This window comes from Mesorhizobium sp. P2_E10 (genome assembly GCF_056404235.1).
This window is the reverse complement of sequence record NZ_JBFUEK010000007.1, coordinates 17,952-35,423: the sequence shown is the minus strand read 5'-3', so window position 1 is coordinate 35,423 and position 17,472 is coordinate 17,952. Positions and strand designations below refer to the sequence as shown.

16 protein-coding genes are annotated in these 17,472 nt (G+C 62.0%); 4 read left to right on the top strand and 12 right to left on the bottom strand.

The window, feature by feature from the left end; translation table 11 throughout:
- Positions 1-29 precede the first annotated feature (29 nt).
- Positions 30-2,027 carry a hypothetical protein gene (locus AC1D0N_RS19450; protein WP_477246685.1) on the bottom strand — a complete coding sequence of 666 codons (1,998 nt, stop codon included), beginning with the start codon at positions 2,025-2,027 and terminating at the stop codon, positions 30-32.
- Positions 2,024-3,553 carry an NAD(P)H-hydrate dehydratase gene (locus AC1D0N_RS19445; RefSeq protein WP_477246684.1) on the bottom strand — a complete coding sequence of 510 codons (1,530 nt, stop codon included), beginning with the start codon at positions 3,551-3,553 and terminating at the stop codon, positions 2,024-2,026. Before AC1D0N_RS19445 ends, AC1D0N_RS19450 begins: the two co-directional genes overlap by 4 nt.
- A gap of 369 nt (positions 3,554-3,922) precedes the next feature.
- Between AC1D0N_RS19445 and AC1D0N_RS19440 the strand changes: the two genes are divergently transcribed.
- Together AC1D0N_RS19440 and glnA are read left to right on the top strand one after the other, a co-directional pair.
- Positions 3,923-4,261 (top strand): P-II family nitrogen regulator, encoded by a 339-nt coding sequence (locus AC1D0N_RS19440; RefSeq protein WP_006205430.1) that lies wholly within the window; start codon positions 3,923-3,925, stop codon positions 4,259-4,261.
- A 76-nt stretch (positions 4,262-4,337) separates the two neighbouring features.
- On the top strand, positions 4,338-5,747 hold the full coding sequence (gene glnA, locus AC1D0N_RS19435) for a type I glutamate--ammonia ligase (RefSeq protein WP_258601625.1): 1,410 nt from the start codon (positions 4,338-4,340) through the stop codon (positions 5,745-5,747).
- A 125-nt stretch (positions 5,748-5,872) separates the two neighbouring features.
- Here glnA and AC1D0N_RS19430 read toward each other — a convergent pair whose 3' ends face one another.
- Entirely contained in the window at positions 5,873-6,913 is a 1,041-nt protein-coding gene (locus AC1D0N_RS19430) for a glutamine synthetase beta-grasp domain-containing protein (RefSeq protein ID WP_477246682.1), read from the bottom strand.
- 318 nt (positions 6,914-7,231) lie between these two features.
- Between AC1D0N_RS19430 and AC1D0N_RS19425 the strand changes: the two genes are divergently transcribed.
- Positions 7,232-7,429: a DUF2735 domain-containing protein gene (locus tag AC1D0N_RS19425; protein ID WP_477246680.1), complete on the top strand. Its 198-nt coding sequence runs from the start codon at positions 7,232-7,234 to the stop codon at positions 7,427-7,429.
- A gap of 82 nt (positions 7,430-7,511) precedes the next feature.
- Here AC1D0N_RS19425 and AC1D0N_RS19420 read toward each other — a convergent pair whose 3' ends face one another.
- The 9 genes from AC1D0N_RS19420 to AC1D0N_RS19380 form a co-directional block, all read right to left on the bottom strand.
- Positions 7,512-9,398: an MFS transporter gene (locus AC1D0N_RS19420; RefSeq protein WP_477246678.1), complete on the bottom strand. Its 1,887-nt coding sequence runs from the start codon at positions 9,396-9,398 to the stop codon at positions 7,512-7,514.
- 194 nt (positions 9,399-9,592) lie between these two features.
- Entirely contained in the window at positions 9,593-10,384 is a 792-nt protein-coding gene (locus tag AC1D0N_RS19415; RefSeq protein WP_477246676.1) for an ATP12 family chaperone protein, read from the bottom strand.
- A 32-nt stretch (positions 10,385-10,416) separates the two neighbouring features.
- Positions 10,417-11,397 (bottom strand): RluA family pseudouridine synthase, encoded by a 981-nt coding sequence (locus tag AC1D0N_RS19410; protein ID WP_477246674.1) that lies wholly within the window; start codon positions 11,395-11,397, stop codon positions 10,417-10,419.
- 38 nt (positions 11,398-11,435) lie between these two features.
- Complete coding sequence (gene crcB / locus AC1D0N_RS19405) at positions 11,436-11,810, bottom strand: fluoride efflux transporter CrcB (RefSeq protein ID WP_477246672.1); 375 nt, start codon at positions 11,808-11,810, stop codon at positions 11,436-11,438.
- A gap of 32 nt (positions 11,811-11,842) precedes the next feature.
- Positions 11,843-12,208: a DUF779 domain-containing protein gene (locus tag AC1D0N_RS19400; protein ID WP_477246670.1), complete on the bottom strand. Its 366-nt coding sequence runs from the start codon at positions 12,206-12,208 to the stop codon at positions 11,843-11,845.
- Positions 12,209-12,285: 77 nt separating this feature from the next.
- Complete coding sequence (adh, locus tag AC1D0N_RS19395; protein WP_477246668.1) at positions 12,286-13,803, bottom strand: aldehyde dehydrogenase; 1,518 nt, start codon at positions 13,801-13,803, stop codon at positions 12,286-12,288.
- 140 nt (positions 13,804-13,943) lie between these two features.
- Entirely contained in the window at positions 13,944-14,927 is a 984-nt protein-coding gene (locus AC1D0N_RS19390; RefSeq protein ID WP_477246666.1) for a helix-turn-helix domain-containing protein, read from the bottom strand.
- Positions 14,928-15,075: 148 nt separating this feature from the next.
- Complete coding sequence (locus tag AC1D0N_RS19385; RefSeq protein WP_477246664.1) at positions 15,076-15,906, bottom strand: aspartyl/asparaginyl beta-hydroxylase domain-containing protein; 831 nt, start codon at positions 15,904-15,906, stop codon at positions 15,076-15,078.
- Between the two features lie 157 nt (positions 15,907-16,063).
- Positions 16,064-16,957, bottom strand: a complete 894-nt coding sequence (locus AC1D0N_RS19380) for a LysR family transcriptional regulator (protein ID WP_477246663.1) — start codon at positions 16,955-16,957, stop codon at positions 16,064-16,066.
- A 101-nt stretch (positions 16,958-17,058) separates the two neighbouring features.
- On the opposite strand from AC1D0N_RS19380, the gene AC1D0N_RS19375 reads away from it, so the two are divergent.
- Complete coding sequence (locus AC1D0N_RS19375; RefSeq protein ID WP_477246661.1) at positions 17,059-17,466, top strand: cupin domain-containing protein; 408 nt, start codon at positions 17,059-17,061, stop codon at positions 17,464-17,466.
- Positions 17,467-17,472 lie beyond the last annotated feature (6 nt).

Here is a 17,472-nt window from a genome sequence, read left to right as displayed (position 1 = left end):
TAGCCGAGCGCCGTCACGCACATGACAGCCTATTCCTCTTCCGCCGCCCCGAACCCTGCCCCCATGGTCGGGCGGACACTGCCCCACGGTGTCGCGTGGTTGTCGATGCGCATCTGAAAAATGAAATAGGTCGGCGAACAGAAGCCGATGCCTTTCACCTTTAAGATGCCGGGCGTGTCGGGCGGCAGCGACTGGCACATGTAATCCTCACGGCAGAAATGCTCGGCATCGCAGGCCGGCCGGTTGCCGCGATTGACCGCGCCGCCGAGGCACTGGTCGAAATTGTTGGTTGCCACACAGGTGTCGAATTTCTTGCCGCCGACCAGCCCGCAAATCTCGTTCGGCATCGGCTTGCCGGCCTTGAAGGCGGCGAAGCTGCGGTCCTTGTCGTCGCAGCCGCGATAGGCGATGCCCGCTGGTACACCGATCTTCGGCGGCCGGCATGTATAGGCGGTGCGCGAAATGTCCGGCGCAAAGGCCGCGAACTGGCCGGTGATTTTGTAGCGGTCGTTGAAAGGCTGCATCTCATTGCTGGCGATCGAGCCGGTCAGACAGGGATGGCCGGAAAACATCTGCTTGCTGTCCTTGGGCAACAGGCATTGCGCCAGTTTGGTCCGCACGCCTGACGCGGTGGCCAACGGCGTGCAGACGGTGCCGCCGCCGCATTGCCAGGTCGCGCCAAAGCGCTTTGCGTCCCCCGGCATCAGGCACGACATCGCTATCCCGGCCGGCGCGTAGTCGACCTCGCCGGCGCCGTTCCATGCGGCTGGCGGCGCAAAAGACAGCGGACGAAACCGGTTTGGCTCCTTGCCTTCGGCGGTGGCGCGCAGCCAGGCTTCGCGCCGCGGAATCTCAGCATGCAGATGCGGCGAGATGCCGACCTCGATGCGGTTGAGCGGCGAGGTCGTCTTGTCGTCGCGGCCGATGAAATGAAAGCCGGCGGTGGAGCCCGCCTGGTGGCAACCCTGGCAGGCGCCATTGTCCAGCCGCTCGACCAGCGCCTCCGGTGTGCGCACCAGCTTCAGCGCTGCATAGTCGAGGCCGGCGAAATCCACGGGCTGGAACAGCGGCGTGAACGGATGGTTGGCCTGCCTGGCGCTGCCGAAGGTCGACCACGAGATAACCTTCCTGGCCAAAAATTCGTCGGGAATTTCATAGACGCCGAGATCGACTGCTGCGACATTGGCGCTGACATAGGCGGCGAGTTTTGCCTTCAGCGCCGCATCTTCCGAAAGCCGTGCCACATCGGGCGTGTTTTCCAGCGGCTTCTCGCTGACCGTCTCGCCGTCGATGCCGAAGATCCGCAGGAGATAGGCCGCCTGCCCGCCGAACTCGGTCTCCTGTCCCGAGGGAAAGCGCACCACTTGCGCGTTGAGCTCAAGCTGCTTGAACGTGAGTTCCTCCGGTTCCAGCGGACCACCGGCCAGCCAACCGGCATCGACGTTTTCGTCGAGCTGCGGTGTCCAGCGTCCGGCAACGCCGACGCAGCCGCCATCGGCATCGGGTGCAACACTGTAGACGGCGTTGAAATTGAACGGCAGGCGTGAGGCCAGAACCTTGCCGCTCTTCTTGAAGCTGTAGGCAAGGCGGTAGATGAAACGCACCTCGCCGCAACTCTTGTCGCCGGTCAGCGCGGCGAAATCGCGCCGGTCGAGCCGGTTGACGACGCCGACCAGACGAAAGCGCGCCGCATCGGTCTTCAGCCAGCGCATGTCCATGACGCGGCCGACATTGCCGTCGGTGACCTCATAGAGTGTGCGGCCGCCGGCCTTCATCTCAGCCCGCAGCGCGGCAATATCGGCACCTACCATTTCGGTGATCGCATGATAGGCCGGCGCCTTGTCGTAGAGCGTTTTCAGGTCGCCGGTGCCATCGACGCCGAAAATGCCAGCGAAGCCAAAACCCTTGGCGTCGAGGGTGGCGAGAACCGAGGGATCGTCGACGATGGTCACGGGTTCTTGGGCGCGCACGACATGCGACGCGAACAGCGCGATGATGGCCACAACGACGAACGCGAAATGTTTCATCCGATCGGCACCTTCTGCCGTGCCTCGACCAGTTCGCGCAGAACCGGCACCAACGCCATCGGCAGATCCTCGGCAATCAATCCAGGCCCGAACCGACTGCCGGCTTCGGCATGGATCCAGACCGCCGCGCAGGCCGCTTCGAACGCTGGCATGCCTTGCGCCAGCAACCCGACAATGATGCCCGCCAGCACATCGCCCGATCCGGCAGTGGCGAGCCAGGGCGCGCCGTTGCTGTTGATCGCCGCCCGGCCATCGGGTGCTGCAATCACCGTGTCGGCGCCCTTGTAGATGACAGTGGCATTGGCGCGCGCAGCCGCCGAGCGGGCCTTGGCGAGCTTTGACAGGCTTTTGTCATCAGTGATGTCGGGGAACAGTCGGCCGAACTCACCCTCATGCGGCGTCATGATCAGTGCCGGCGCATCCGGCCTGCTGGCTGCCTCGAACAGTGTAGAGCTCGCGTTGCGGAAGGACGTGATGCCGTCGGCATCGAGCACCAGCCCTTCGACACCGCCGTCCTGCCGTGTTCGGGCAAGCACGGCGAGGGCGAAATCGCGGGCTTTGTCGCCGACACCAAAGCCAGGGCCAAGCACGAAGCTCGACGACCGGCGATCGCCGAGAAAGTCGTGCACGTCCTCGATAGCATCGGCCTCGCGCAACATGATCGAGGTCAGATGCATGGCGTTGACCTGCATGGCATTGGCTGGCGACAGCACCGTCACCGCCCCCGCCCCGCTTCTGGCGGCGGCCAGCGCCGATAATCGTGCCGCCCCCGTCGCGCTCGGCCCACCGGAAAAGACACCGACATGGCCACGCTTGTATTTGTGGGCGTCGACTGCTGGAACCGGGAAACTTTTCAGCCAAAGCCCCGGCATGTTTTCGAAAGTCTGCGACCTGAGCTGCGTGATGACGCCGTCGCCGATGCCAATGTCGGCGAGCACGATTTCGCCGCATCGTTCGCGGCCCGGCAACAGCAGATGGCCCGGCTTTCTTCGCGCAAACGTCACCGTCACCTGAGCCTGGAATGCCTGGCCAAAAACGTCACCGCTTTCGCCGGAGACACCTGACGGCAAATCGACGGCGACGACAGGCAGGCCTAGCTCTGTCGCAACTTCAACCGCCCTGGCGTCATCGCCGGACAGCGGTTTGGACAGCCCTGCCCCATAAAGCGCGTCGACCACGATCGAGCCGACCTCGGCGGCAAATTCCGACAGGGGCCGAGGTTTGATCGGACATTCGGCCGCGGCAAGTGCCGCATCTGTTCCCGGCCTTGGCGCGCCGGATGCCCAGATGGCCGTGTCGACGCCACTGGCTGCCAGGATGCGAGCAATGACATAGCCATCGCCGCCATTGTTGCCGGGGCCGCACAGCACATGCACGCGGCTCGCCTGGGGATAGCGCGCCAGCACCACCGCAGCGACCGCTTCGCCGGCGCGCCGCATCAGGCCGATGCCATCGAACGGACCAGCGGCGATTGCCAGCCGGTCGGCCTCGGCCATTTCGGCCGGAGACAGAAGTTCGTTGCTCATGGATTGCCGATCCGCATCTCGGTCAGGCCCCCTCACCGCAGGCGAGCATTGTCCAGTTTTCGCTTCGAAGCAAACGGCGAGAACAAGAGTATAGCTAGCCCCCAATCCTTTCAGGACGGTCCGCAACTGCCCGCAAAATGCGCGGTCTGCCCAATTTTTGTGCGGACGCAAGGACCGGCAATGTGTAGGCTCTAAATACCCGTGCCGCATCCAAAGCAGTGGATGACGTGAATGTGCATCCCAGGGTGGTATGGCGTTGAAATCGCGTGACAGCGCCTCGTTTCAGCTGAAATTGGCACAGTTCGTGCTTGATGGAGGCGCAAGCGGGGCGCACAACCCGTCTTTTTGGCAGTGGAGGCCACTTTTTACATGAAAAAGATCGAAGCGATCATCAAGCCGTTCAAGCTCGACGAAGTGAAGGAAGCGCTTCAGGAGGCCGGACTGCAGGGCATCACCGTGACCGAAGCCAAGGGCTTCGGACGCCAGAAGGGCCACACCGAACTCTATCGCGGCGCCGAATATGTCGTCGACTTTCTGCCCAAGGTGAAAATCGAAGTCGTGCTCGGCGACGATGCGGTCGAAGGCGCGATCGAGGCCATCCGCAAAGCGGCCCAGACCGGCCGCATCGGCGACGGCAAGATCTTCGTTTCCAACATCGAGGAAGTCGTTCGCATCCGTACTGGCGAAACGGGGATGGACGCCGTCTGAGGTTTCTGATTTCAGATATCTCGGTATCTGATTTCCGATAACTCCTCGAAACGTCATCAGACAGGGAAGAAATGACATGACGACAGCCAAAGACATCATGAAGCAGATCAAGGACAACGACGTGAAGTTCGTCGATCTGCGCTTCACCGATCCGAAGGGCAAGCTGCAGCACGTGACGATGGATGTCATCGAGGTCGAGGAAGACATGTTCGCCGATGGCGTGATGTTCGACGGCTCGTCCATCGCCGGCTGGAAGGCGATCAACGAGTCCGACATGGTGCTGATGCCCGATCCTGATACCGTGCACATGGACCCGTTCTTCGCGCAGTCGACCATGGTCATCCTGTGCGACATCCTTGATCCGGTTTCCGGCGAATCCTACAACCGCGACCCGCGCGGCACCGCCAAGAAGGCCGAGGCCTACATGAAGGCTGAAGGCATCGGCGACACCATCTATGTCGGCCCGGAAGCCGAGTTCTTCGTCTTCGACGACGTCAAGTACAAGGCCGATCCCTACAACACAGGCTTCAAGCTCGACTCCACCGAATTGCCGTCCAACGACGACACCGACTATGAGACCGGCAACCTTGGCCACCGCCCGCGCATCAAGGGCGGCTATTTCCCGGTGCCGCCGATCGACAGCGCCCAGGACATGCGCTCGGAGATGCTGACCGTGCTCGCCGAAATGGGCGTGCGGGTCGAAAAGCACCATCACGAAGTCGCCGCCGCTCAGCACGAGCTCGGCATCAAGTTCGACACGCTGGTGCGCAACGCCGACAAGATGCTGATCTACAAATACGTCGTCCACCAGGTTGCCAATGCCTATGGCAAGACGGCCACCTTCATGCCGAAGCCGATCTTCGGCGACAACGGCTCGGGCATGCACGTCCACCAGTCGATCTGGAAGAATGGCAAGCCGACCTTCGCCGGCAACGAATATGCCGGCCTGTCGGAGAGCTGCCTGTTCTACATCGGCGGCATCATCAAGCACGCCAAGGCGATCAATGCCTTCACCAACCCGCTGACCAACTCCTACAAGCGCCTGGTGCCAGGCTATGAAGCGCCGGTGCTGCTGGCTTATTCCGCGCGCAACCGCTCGGCCTCGTGCCGTATCCCGTTCGGCTCGTCGCCGAAGGCCAAGCGCGTCGAAGTCCGCTTCCCCGATCCGGGCGCGAACCCCTACCTCGCCTTCGCCGCCATGCTGATGGCCGGCCTCGACGGCATCAAGAACAAGATCCACCCGGGACAGCCGATGGACAAGGATCTCTACGACCTGCCGCCGAAGGAGCTGAAGAAGATCCCGACCGTGTGCGGCTCGCTACGCGAAGCGCTGCAGAGCCTCGACAAGGACCGCGGCTTCCTGAAAGCCGGCGGCGTCTTCGACGACGACCAGATCGACAGCTACATCGAGCTCAAGATGGCCGAAGTGATGCGCTTCGAAATGACCCCGCATCCCGTCGAATACGACATGTACTATTCGGTCTGAGCCGCCAGTTTTAGCAACAAAGAAAAACCCCGGCGGAGACGCCGGGGTTTTTCTTTGATCAGCCGCTGATAGGGGGAAGAACGGGCCACGACGTAGACACTCAGATCTACGCCGTGGCCGAATGCTTACGCGGCAGCCGAAACCTGGGCGCTCGCCGGCACCGAGGCGATCGTCTTCAGGATCTGCGAAGCGATCTGGTAGGGGTCACCCTGCGAGTTCGGACGGCGGTCTTCCAGATAGCCCTTGTAGTCGTTCTTGACGAAGGAGTGCGGGACGCGGATCGAGGCGCCGCGGTCGGCGATGCCGTAGCTGAACTTGTTCCACGGCGCGGTCTCGTGCTTGCCGGTCAGACGCTTGTCGTTGTCCGGGCCGTAGACGGCGATGTGATCCATCAGGTTCTTGTCGAAGGCAGCCATGAGCGCTTCGAAATAGGCCTTGCCGCCGACTTCGCGCATATAGGCGGTCGAGAAGTTGGCGTGCATGCCCGAACCGTTCCAGTCGGTGTCGCCGAGCGGCTTGCAGTGGTATTCGATGTCGATTTCGTACTTCTCGGTCAGGCGCTGCATCAGATAGCGGGCCATCCACATCTGGTCGGCGGCCTTCTTGGAGCCTTTGCCGAAAATCTGGAATTCCCACTGGCCCTTGGCCACTTCGGCGTTGATGCCTTCGTGGTTGATGCCGGCCGCAAGGCACTGGTCGAGATGCTCCTCGACGATCTGGCGGGCGACGGAGCCGACATTCGAGTAGCCGACGCCGGTGTAGTACGGACCCTGGGGCGCGGGGTAGCCGCTCTCGGGGAAGCCGAGCGGGCGGCCGTCCTTGTAGAAGAAATATTCCTGTTCGAAGCCGAACCAGGCGCCCTCGTCATCGAGGATGGTGGCGCGCTTGTTGGACGCATGCGGCGTGACGCCATCGGGCATCATGACTTCGCACATCACCAGCACGCCATTGGTGCGGGCCGGGTCCGGATACACCGCGACCGGCTTCAGCACGCAATCGGAGCTGTGGCCTTCGGCCTGCTGGGTCGAGGAGCCGTCGAAGCCCCACAGAGGCAGCTGCTCGAGCGTCGGGAATTCGGCGAATTCCTTGATCTGGGTCTTGCCGCGCAGATTGGGGACCGGGGTATATCCATCGAGCCAAATGTACTCGAGCTTGTATTTCGTCATTCTAGAGCCTCTCGTTGCTTGATCACCGAAGCTGGATAGTGCCGGCGCATGCCGAGCCATCCGGCAGGCCGGCTGCCGGTCGATAAAATGCAAGTCATGTGCCATTTCCGCTGCGCGGGGTGCGTCAAAAGTGCCCATTCATCCCGGCGATGCGGCCAAGCCGTCTAAGCAATGCGTCGGGATCGATCAAAAGCTAAATATGCTTAAATAACAGGCAAATACTGATCTTTCTTTAGGCATCTTGCCTAAACGGATTGCAAGACCTATCTTGCTGGAAAGCTGAATCGACAAGCTTCGGCAAAAGAAAGGAGCCCGACCATGGAAATCGTTTCTGCCCGTCCGTCGGCCAAAATCCTGATGTTCCCGGTGGCAGCCCGTCTTTCTGCCTCAAATTTAAGCGGAAAGGCTAAGTTCGCGGCAGAGCTTGCCTCCATGCGCGATCATCTGACGGATTTCGGAAGCGGCTGGTACCACGAGGCCGCCATCGAGGAAGCGCAACACGACCGGAAGAGCTGAACTCTTCCTTCGCTTCTGATGAATCGGAAAGCCCGGCGCGATCGCTCGCGCCGGGCTTTTTCTTTGTCTCTGGAGCTGTCGGCTACTGCTTGGCGTGCAGGTCGGTTCCCAGCGTATCTTTGACGAAGATCATGCCGATGATCAGCGTCATCGCCGCGATCACGATCGGGTACCAGAGACCATAGTAGATGTCGCCCTTGGCTGCACTCAAGGCGAAGACTGTCGCCGGAAGCAGGCCGCCGAACCAGCCATTGCCGATGTGATAGGGCAGCGACATGCCGGTATAGCGGATGCGGGTCGGGAACATCTCGACCAGGATCGCCGCGATCGGTCCGTAAACCATGGTCACGTAGAGGATCAGGATGAACAGAATGCCGACGACCTTTGTCCAGTTGACCTGCGCGGGGTCGGCAAACATGGCGAACGCGCCGGACGCTGGAATGCTGTAGACGGTCACGTCGGTGGCGCCAGCGGCTTCATCGTCCGTCAGCACCTTGTCCTTGACCGCCTGGGCGACCGGAACCGTCGCCTTCTCGCCGGCGCGAATAGCGACAGCATCAAGCTTCAGTTCGGGATTGGCCGCGACGAAGGCGTCAAGTTTCTGGTCGGCGACCTTTGAAGCGGCGCGCTTCAGCGGATAGCCGCCATCCTTGAGTGCCATGTTGACCGCCTTGGTGAAGGCGCCGTCCTTGGCCTTGGCCTGATCGCCGGCGGCGATGGCGTCGTAGGATTCGACCGTCTCGTTGCCGACCTTCACCGTTGCCGCGGTCCCAGGCGCCGCGCTGGTGACGATGTCATACGGCACCGAGCTCTTGGCCAGGAACGAAGTGGCGATGTCGCACGAGGTGGTGAACTTCGCCGTGCCGACCGGGTTGAACTGGAACTTGCAGTCGCCGGGCGCCACGGTAACCGTCGCACGCGTGTTCTGCTGCGCGGCGGCCAGCGTCGGATTGGCCGCCCAGGTCAATGCCTTGAACAGCGGGAAGTAGGTGAAGATCGCCAGAGCCAGTCCCGCCATGATGATCGGTTTGCGGCCGATCTTGTCGGAGAGCCAGCCGAAGACGACAAAGAAGATGGAACCGAGCCCTAAGGCGATGGCAATCAGGATGTTGACCGTCTGCAGGTCGACCTTGAGCACGTTCTGCAGGAAGAACAGTGCGTAGAACTGGCCGGAATACCAGACCACGGCCTGGCCGGCGGTCAGGCCAAGAAGGGCCAGGATGGCAATCTTGGCATTCTTCCACTGCCCGAAGGCTTCCGTCAGCGGAGCCTTGGAACCCTTGCCCTCGTCTTTCATGCGCTGGAAGGTTGGCGATTCACTCAGCGTCAGCCGAATCCAGACCGATATGCCGAGCAGGATAACCGAGACGAGGAACGGAATGCGCCAGCCCCAGGCGGCGAAGTCTTCCTTGCTCAACATCGCCTGAACGCCGAGGATGATCAGCAGTGACAGGAACAGTCCGAGCGTTGCCGTCGTCTGAATCCACGAGGTGTAGAAGCCACGGCGGTCGTCGGGCGCGTGCTCGGCGACATAGGTTGCCGCACCGCCATATTCGCCGCCGAGAGCCAGGCCCTGCAGCATGCGAAGCCCAACCAGGATGATGGGCGCCGCGATGCCCCAGCTCGCCGAACCGGGAAGCAGGCCGACCAGGAACGTCGAACTGCCCATGATCAGGATGGTGACAAGAAAGGTGTATTTGCGGCCGACGAGATCGCCGATGCGGCCGAACACCAGCGCGCCGAACGGGCGCACCAGGAAGCCTGCGGCGAAAGCCAGCAGCGCGAAGATGTTGCGCGTCGCTTCCGGATACTGGCTGAAGAAAGTGGCGCCGATGAAGGCGGCCAGCGAACCGTAGAGATAGAAATCGTACCATTCGAAAACGGTGCCGAGCGAGGAAGCGAAGATGACTTTCTTCTCTTCCCGCGTCATGCCGCCGCTTGCTCTGCCGGCGGTCGATGCCATTGCCATTGATATGTCCTCCCGTGAGATCCCGTCCTCTTCGAGGCTGCACGTCCTCGTCCGCGTTCTCCTCCGAGCGCGGACTCAGGTGCTGCCATCGGCGCAAGAAATGACAGAAAGCACCCGGGAAAGGCAGAGAGCCTTTGGGATTATGACTTTGGTCTAATGTGCAGTGCGAAATGGATGGGCCTAGGTGATTTCCATCAGCCTGTGAGCGCTTCGAGTAGGCTCACGGCGGCCATCATCTCGCGCTTGCGGGCCGAGTGGCGCGCCACAGCCTCGGCATCCTGGCCCCACTGCTCGATCTGCCAGTCCTCGTCCACATGGCCGGCCGCCCAGGCCGCATCGCCGTCGAGCTCGCCGAAATCGACGGCCAGCGCCAACAGCGCCGATCCCGTCAGCGACGTCATGACATGGATGGCGGCCAGCCGCAGCGGATCATTGCGTTGGGCAAGATGAATACCGAGCACGGCGATGCTCTCGCGCGGCTGCTCGACATGAATGATGCCTTCGGCGAGGTTGAAGCGGGCGCCAAGCGTGCCGCGCGCCCAGTCGATCACCGGGTCCCAATGCTGGTTCTGCCGGTCGACCAGCCCTTGCGGCGCGTCGGCCCGGTAGCAGAGAAGATCGGATGAGGCGAAGCGCAGTATGTCCTCCAGCACCGCCTGCGGGTCACTGGCAACGCCGTCGATGGCCGTGTTGACCAGGCGCAGGACCGGCATCGTCACCGGATTGATGGTTTCGCCTTGCGCGGCAAACTCGTCGGCGACCAGAGCGGCCGCCTTTTCGGTCGGCAGTGCCAGCAGCGCCTTGCCCGGCGTGCGCACCGGCTTGCCGTCGAGATGAACGGCAAATCCATCCTCAACCGGTGCGATCGACACTGCTTTGTAGAAGCGTTTCGGCAGATGCGTCTTCATCTGGATCTGGGCACGGCGCACCGGATCCGGGTCGGAAAGCTGCTTTCCCGCTTCGAGGTCGTTGAGGATATCGCGCATGCTGACGTCCTGTTGTGTTGCTGTAGCGCCGCCTAATCCTCAGCACTGGCGTCGTCGAAGCCGATCAGGTTCCAGCTCTGGCGCATATGCGGCGGCATCGGCGCGGTGACATCGATGACACCCTTGTCCGGGTGCGGAATGATGATGCGGCGCGCATGCAGGTGCAGGCGGTTCTGCATGCCGCCCGGAAAGTCCCAATTGGTGTCGGCCTCGAAATATTTGGGGTCGCCGATGATCGGGCAGCCGATGTAGGCGGCATGGACACGAAGCTGGTGAGTACGGCCGGTGTAGGGCTCCATCTCCAGCCAGGTCATCGTCTGGGCAGCCTGCTCGATGACACGGTAGTAGGACACGGCGTGATCAGCGCCCTTTTCGCCATGCTTGGCGACGCGCACCCGGTCGCCGTCCGGCGTCGGCTCCTTGATCAGCCAGGTCGAGATCTTGTCCTCGCGCTTCGGCGGCACGCCCTTGACCAGCGCCCAGTAGGTCTTCTTGGTCTCGCGGGCGCGGAACGCTTCGGCAAGCTTCATGGCGGCCAGTCTTGTGCGGGCGACGACCAGCACGCCTGACGTGTCGCGGTCGAGCCGGTGCACCAGGCGCGGCTTCTCGCCCTTCTGGTTGCGCCAGGCCTCCAGCATGTCGTCGACATTGCGGGTAACGCCGGAGCCGCCCTGCACGGCCAGACCCGCCGGCTTGTTGAAGACGAAGACTTTTGGATCCTCATGGATCAGCATCTTGGCGAGCACATCGGCGTCGCCCTGGTTGCGGATCGAGTGACCGGTGAGCGCGCTCTCGCCTTTCTTGTCCACTTCCAGCGGCGGCACACGAACCATCTGGCCCGGCTCGACACGCGTATCGGCCTTCACCCGGCCGCCATCGACGCGGATCTGGCCGGAGCGCAAGAGCTTCTGCAGATGGCCGAAGCCAAGGCCCGGGAAATGGGTCTTGAACCAGCGATCGAGCCGCATGCCCGCCTCGCCGGCCTCCACCGTGATCTGTTCAACGCCTGCCATGTTTTTTCGCTTATCCATTTCGAAGCGCGGCAATAGCACTATGAAACGGTTCTTGCGAGCCAAAGTCCCAGAAACAGGGCGATAATGGCGCCAATAACACTGGCAAGGGCATATCCGAATGCCGGCAGCGTGGCGCCACGCTCCCACAGCGTCGCGAAATCGAGCGAAAAGGCCGAGAAGGTGGTGAAGCCGCCAAGAATGCCGGTGGCCACGAACAGCCTGAGTTCATTCGATCCGCCGCGCCGCGCCAGCACTGCGATGAACAGGCCCATCGCAAAGGAGCCGACAATATTGATCGCCATCGTGCCCCACGGGAAGTTCGGCCCGGCAAGGCGCAGTGCGCCCATGTTGGTGAGATGGCGAATGCCGGCGCCGATACCACCGCCGACGACAACGAGAAGCAGATTGAACATGGAAGTTTACTGCCCTCACAAGGGCGGTTCGGTCAATCCCGATTGTTTGCCGGGACAACACAGACCGTGGAACGCGTCAAAAACCGTCTCTCGCGCCCATTGTCGAGCGAGAACATGCCACCCCTGCCCGGCACGACGTCGATGATGAGATCCGTGTGCTTCCACACTTCGTATTGCGAGCCGCTAATATAGACCGGCGTGTCACCGATCTCGCCCAGCATGACGTCATTGTCGCCGACGATGAAGTCGCCTTGGGGGTAGCACATGGGCGACGAGCCGTCGCAACAGCCACCGGACTGGTGAAACAGCACTGGACCATGATCGGCGATGATCTCGGCCAGAAACGCCACGGCTTCCGGCGTCGCGGAAACCTTTCCCTTGGACACCTTGTCGAGCATCAAGAATCCTCCTCGGAAGCCGGTACGGCGGCGCGGCCTGTGGGCCGCACCGCCTGTTCGTGCGCCTTTGCGGGCGATCAGAAGAAGCCGAGCTTCTTCGGGCTGTAGCTGACCAGCATGTTCTTGGTCTGCTGATAGTGGTCGAGCATCATCTTGTGGGTCTCGCGGCCGATGCCCGACTGCTTGTAGCCGCCGAAGGCCGCATGCGCGGGATAGGCGTGATAGCAGTTGGTCCACACGCGGCCGGCCTGGATGGCGCGGCCGAAGCGGTAGCAGCGATTGGCGTCACGGCTCCAGATGCCGGCACCGAGGCCGTAGAGAGTGTCGTTGGCGATCGACAGAGCCTCGTCGTCGTCCTTGAAGGTCGTCACCGAAACCACCGGCCCAAAAATCTCCTCCTGGAAGACACGCATCTTGTTGTGGCCCTTGAACACTGTCGGCTTGACGTAGTAGCCGCCGGCAAGGTCACCCGGCAGATGGTTCTGCTCGCCGCCGATCAGCACCTCGGCCCCCTCTTTCCGGCCGATGTCGAAGTAGCTCAGGATCTTCTCCAGCTGTTCGCTCGACGCCTGCGCACCGATCATCGTTGCCGGATCCAGCGGATCGCCCTGGACGATCGCTTCGACGCGCTTCAGCGCCTTTTCCATGAACTTGTCGTAGATCTTCTCGTGCACCAGCGCCCGGCTGGGACAGGTGCAGACTTCGCCCTGGTTGAGTGCGAACATCACAAAACCTTCGATCGCCTTGTCGAAGAAATCGTCGTCTTCCGATGTCACGTCCTGGAAGAAGATGTTGGGCGACTTGCCGCCGAGTTCGAGCGTCACCGGGATGAGATTCTGGCTGGCATATTGCGAGATCAGCCGGCCGGTCGTGGTCTCGCCGGTGAAGGCGATCTTGGCGATACGGTTCGACGAGGCCAGCGGCTTGCCGGCTTCGAGGCCGAAGCCGTTGACGATGTTGAGCACGCCATCCGGCAACAGGTCACCGACCAGGTCCGCCCACAGCATGATGGTCGCCGGCGTCTGTTCGGCCGGCTTCAGGACGACGCAGTTGCCGGCGGCGAGCGCCGGAGCCAGCTTCCACACCGCCATCAGCAGTGGGAAATTCCACGGGATGATCAGGCCAACGACGCCGAGCGGCTCATGGAAGTGGTAGGCGACGGTGTCGTGGTCGATTTCCGAAATGCCGCCCTCCTGGGCGCGCACCGCCCCGGCGAAATAGCGGAAATGATCGATGGCGAGCGGCAGATCGGCAGCAGTCGTTTCGCGGATCGGCTTGCCATTGTCCCAGGTTTCGGCCAGCGCCAGGAGGTCGAGATTGTCCTCCATGCGATCGGCGATCCGGTTGAGGATCAGCGCGCGGGCGGCGGCACTTGTCTTGCCCCAGGCATCCTTGGCCTTGTGCGCAGCGTCGAGTGCAGCCTCGATATCGCTGGCGTCGGAGCGGGCAATTTCGCCCAGCGGCTGGCCGTTTACCGGCGAGATGTTCTCGAAGTACTTGCCGGATTTCGGCGCGACCCATTTGCCGCCGATGAAGTTGTCGTAGCGCTTGGCGAAGGGGATCTTGGCGGTGCGAGAAAATTCAACCTTATTCATTGTCTTCCTCCCATGAAACGGCCGCGGGATGCGGCACGTGATGAGGAAGAGTTGGCGGATGGCGGCGGTCTTGTCAGCCCCGGCCAGGCAGTCGCTGGCGCCGACTGTCGCAGTTCTGCGACAGGTTCGGGTTTGAAAACTCAATGCGTGCGGCGAATGCCGAATCGCGCGAGTTTTCGATGCAGCGTGGCGCGGGAAATACCGAGATTGTGTGCGGCGGCCGAGACGTTGCCTTCGGCGCGGGCGAGCGCACGCTGGACCACGCCGCGCTCGGCCTCGTCCAGCTCTTCGGTGGCTTTCGCGCAGTCGCCGAGGACATCGGCGGCCGGCAATCCCCTGGTCAGCGTTTGTTGCGTGATGCCGAGAGCCTGTCGCGCCGAGCGGGTCGCACCGACCACGAGATCGTCGGCATCGACGGCGATCAGCGCGCCGGTGCTGCGCTCGCCCACCGGCGCCAGCAGGATGCGGGCGCTTGAAAAAGCCAGGCGAAAATTCTCCGCCTCGATGCGGCGAGCGGCCTCACCCACCGCCATGGCGATCAGGTTGACGAAGTCTTCGGTCAAATCCGACCGGCAGGACGACACATCGAGCGCAGCCGCCAGATTTCCCTCATGATCGTAGATCGGCGCCGTCGTGCAGCTCAGCAGCGTGTTGCGCGAGAAGAAGTGCTGGTCGCGGTGAATGGTGAGGGAGCGCTGATCGGCAAGGCAGGTACCGATCCCGTTGGTGCCTTCGCTGTCCTCACTCCACACCGTGCCGGTCCAAAGACCCCATTCGTCGAACGTATCGTCATCCGCGGAAGCACCCCGGCGCTCTAGCGGAATGCCTTCGCGATCGGCAAGCATCACGCAGCAGCCGATGCCTCCAACCGCCAGATAGAGCCGATCGAGGCTTGCATCCGCGGCGCGCAGCAGTGGCTCCATGCGCTGCCGCGCCTGCCTGAGCTCGCTTTCGGTCAGACGTCTCGGCGCCTTCCGCTCGGCTGGGTCGAGCCGATGCAATGTAAGGGAACGCCTCCAGGACGCGATCAATGCCGAGCGGGCGGCATCGCTGGTGGCGATCGCTGCCTGCACGACATCGGCATGATGGGCCGGCTGTCCGCTCACCTCATCCTCCCGGAGCATGGCGCGCTTCAATCCCCTGGCGCCGTGCTCGCATCACCGCCTTCTACGGGATCGGTGGCCGATGCCGCTATAAGACGATGGTTCAAGGGCAACCGAGATGTGCAGTGCAGGCTGTTCGCCTTCAGAGCAATGTCGCCTGCAGTCAGGTTCAGGTCGTCTCGACCTTCTTCGCCTTGCTTGAGCCGATCATCTTCCAGTTCTTGTAGAACATGGAATTGATGCGCTCGACGCTGACCGAAACGATGGCCAGAAGAGCGGCGATCAAACCGGGGAATGGCGACGGCCGGATGATGTCCATGAACACGCAATAGCGGCGTCCGTCATATTCGTTGACCGAACGGTGCAACAGCGTGTCGTCGAAAATGTACAGCGGATTGTCGTGCCAGTAGTTCTTGACGTTGTTGCACTCGACGAAAACCTCGGCCTTCACCGGGATCAGATTGTAGAGAATGCGCAGGCTGAGCCGCAGCGGCCCGAAATGCCAGGAGGTCGATTCCTGTCCCCTGAAAACCGATACGGCAATCGTCTTGATGTATTTGAAATCCTTGTTGAACTCGGCGACATTGTCGATCCGGTGCTTGCCGTACCATTGATAGACATACATGCCGCGCCGGCCGGTGCCGAAATTGGCGTCGATATCGGCAATGATCTCGTCCTTGCGCGCCTTGAAGACGTCGAGAACCTCGTTGACCTCGCGCTGGTAGCCCTCAGGAAACTGCTCCAGCTTCCACACGCCCGGGTTCCTGTAGCAAAGCAGGTCGACCAGAAGGTTGAAGGGCGATAGCAGCCAGGTGAAGATACCGTTGCCAAGGAAATAGCCGCGAAACAGCGACAAATCCTTGTTGGCGTTGCGCAGCACGTCGATCAGGCCACAGACGATCCAGATCGTGGTCAGGATCGGAATGAAGTAGAAGCCGAGCGCCAGCAGCGGCACCGCTATGACCAGCTGGCGAAGGGATTTGCGAAGCGTTTTTGTCATTTTTTGTTCGCGCCGGGCGCGATTCCTGTTCCGAATGATTCGCCAGAGGTCTTGGCAGCGACCACCGCCCGGTCGTGCGCCTTGATAAGATTTTTTGGTTCCTCGCACAACGCTGATCGTGCTGCCTCGGCTAACCGCCGGCAGACCAGTTCGTCCGTCAGCCCATCAGGATTGGACGGACCACGTCCAGCTTCTCGACGACGAAATCGAAGAAAGCGCGGATGCGTGGCGTTTGCCGAAGCTCTGGATGGGTCAGTAGGTACCAGCCCCTTGCAAGTTCCGGCACCGGCGGCAGGATACGAACCAGATCCTCATCCATATCGGCGATGGTCGTCGGCAACGGAGCAATACCGATACCCGACTTGACGGCATGCAGGACACCGAGCACGCTGTTGTTGCTCGCCGCGACATTGGCGCCTGGCGCTATGGTTGCGAGCCATTTTGCCGCCCGGTGATTGGCCAACATGCCATCAAATCCGACGATCGCGTGACGGCCGATATCCTCGATGCGTTGCGGCGCACCGTGCTGCTGGACATAGTTGCGGCTTCCATAGACGGCCCAGACGGAGTCGGCGATCTTTCGGCCGACCAGGGTTTCGTCGTCGGCCTCGCCGGACCTGAGCGCGATATCGGCCTCGCCCTTCGACAGGTCAAGATAGCGGTCGCTCATCACGAATTCGATGCGCAACGCTGGATAGCGCGCATGAAACAGGTCGAGCAGCGGCGAACCCATGATGCGTGAAACAAGCGGTTCGGGTACCGTCAGCCGAATGGTTCCGACCAGATCGCTGCGATAGGCAAGGATCCGGCGTTCGAGTGCAATGACGGACGCCTCCACGGCCTCGGCCGTTGGAAGCAGCACCTCGCCGAACTCTGTCAATCGGTAACCGCTGGGGTGGCGCAACATAAGCGTGCCGCCAATGCGCCGCTCGAGTTCGGCAATACGCCGATGCACCGTCGACTGGTTCACGCCGAGCGCCCTTGATGCGGCAAGCGTGCTGCCATGGCGCGCCACGGCCAGAAAATAGCGAAGGTCGCTCCAATCGAACATCGCCTGTTATGCATCCTTGCACGCTCGCTCCGCAACCTTGCCGCTGCCGCACGCGCAGGGCCCAGATTAAACTCGGCCGTCTGGTGAAATGGAGAACGACAATGCACAAGATCATGGACGTCAGCTCGGCGATCTCCGGCCTGACGGTCGGCATAACCACTTCGGCGCAGGAAACCGGCGCCGCCAAGCTGAGAGTGCTGCACCGCCAGGTAACGGCGGCACTACCCACCGCACGCGACCAGGAAATCCGCGTGCTTCTGGCAACGCTCGAACCCGGTGATCGCACACCTTATCATTCACATCGATTTCCGGTGACGGTCTACATGCTGGAGGGAGCGTTCACCTTGGAACTGGATGGGCAAGAAGCGGTTACGGTCAAGGCTGGCGAGATTTTTGTCGAACCACCCCTGGTCAAGATGACTGGGCGGAATCTGGACGCGCGGCAGGTGGCACGCATGGTTCTGTTCTACGTCAGCGATGCGGATACCCCGTTTGCCGACCCGGCCTAGCTAAGC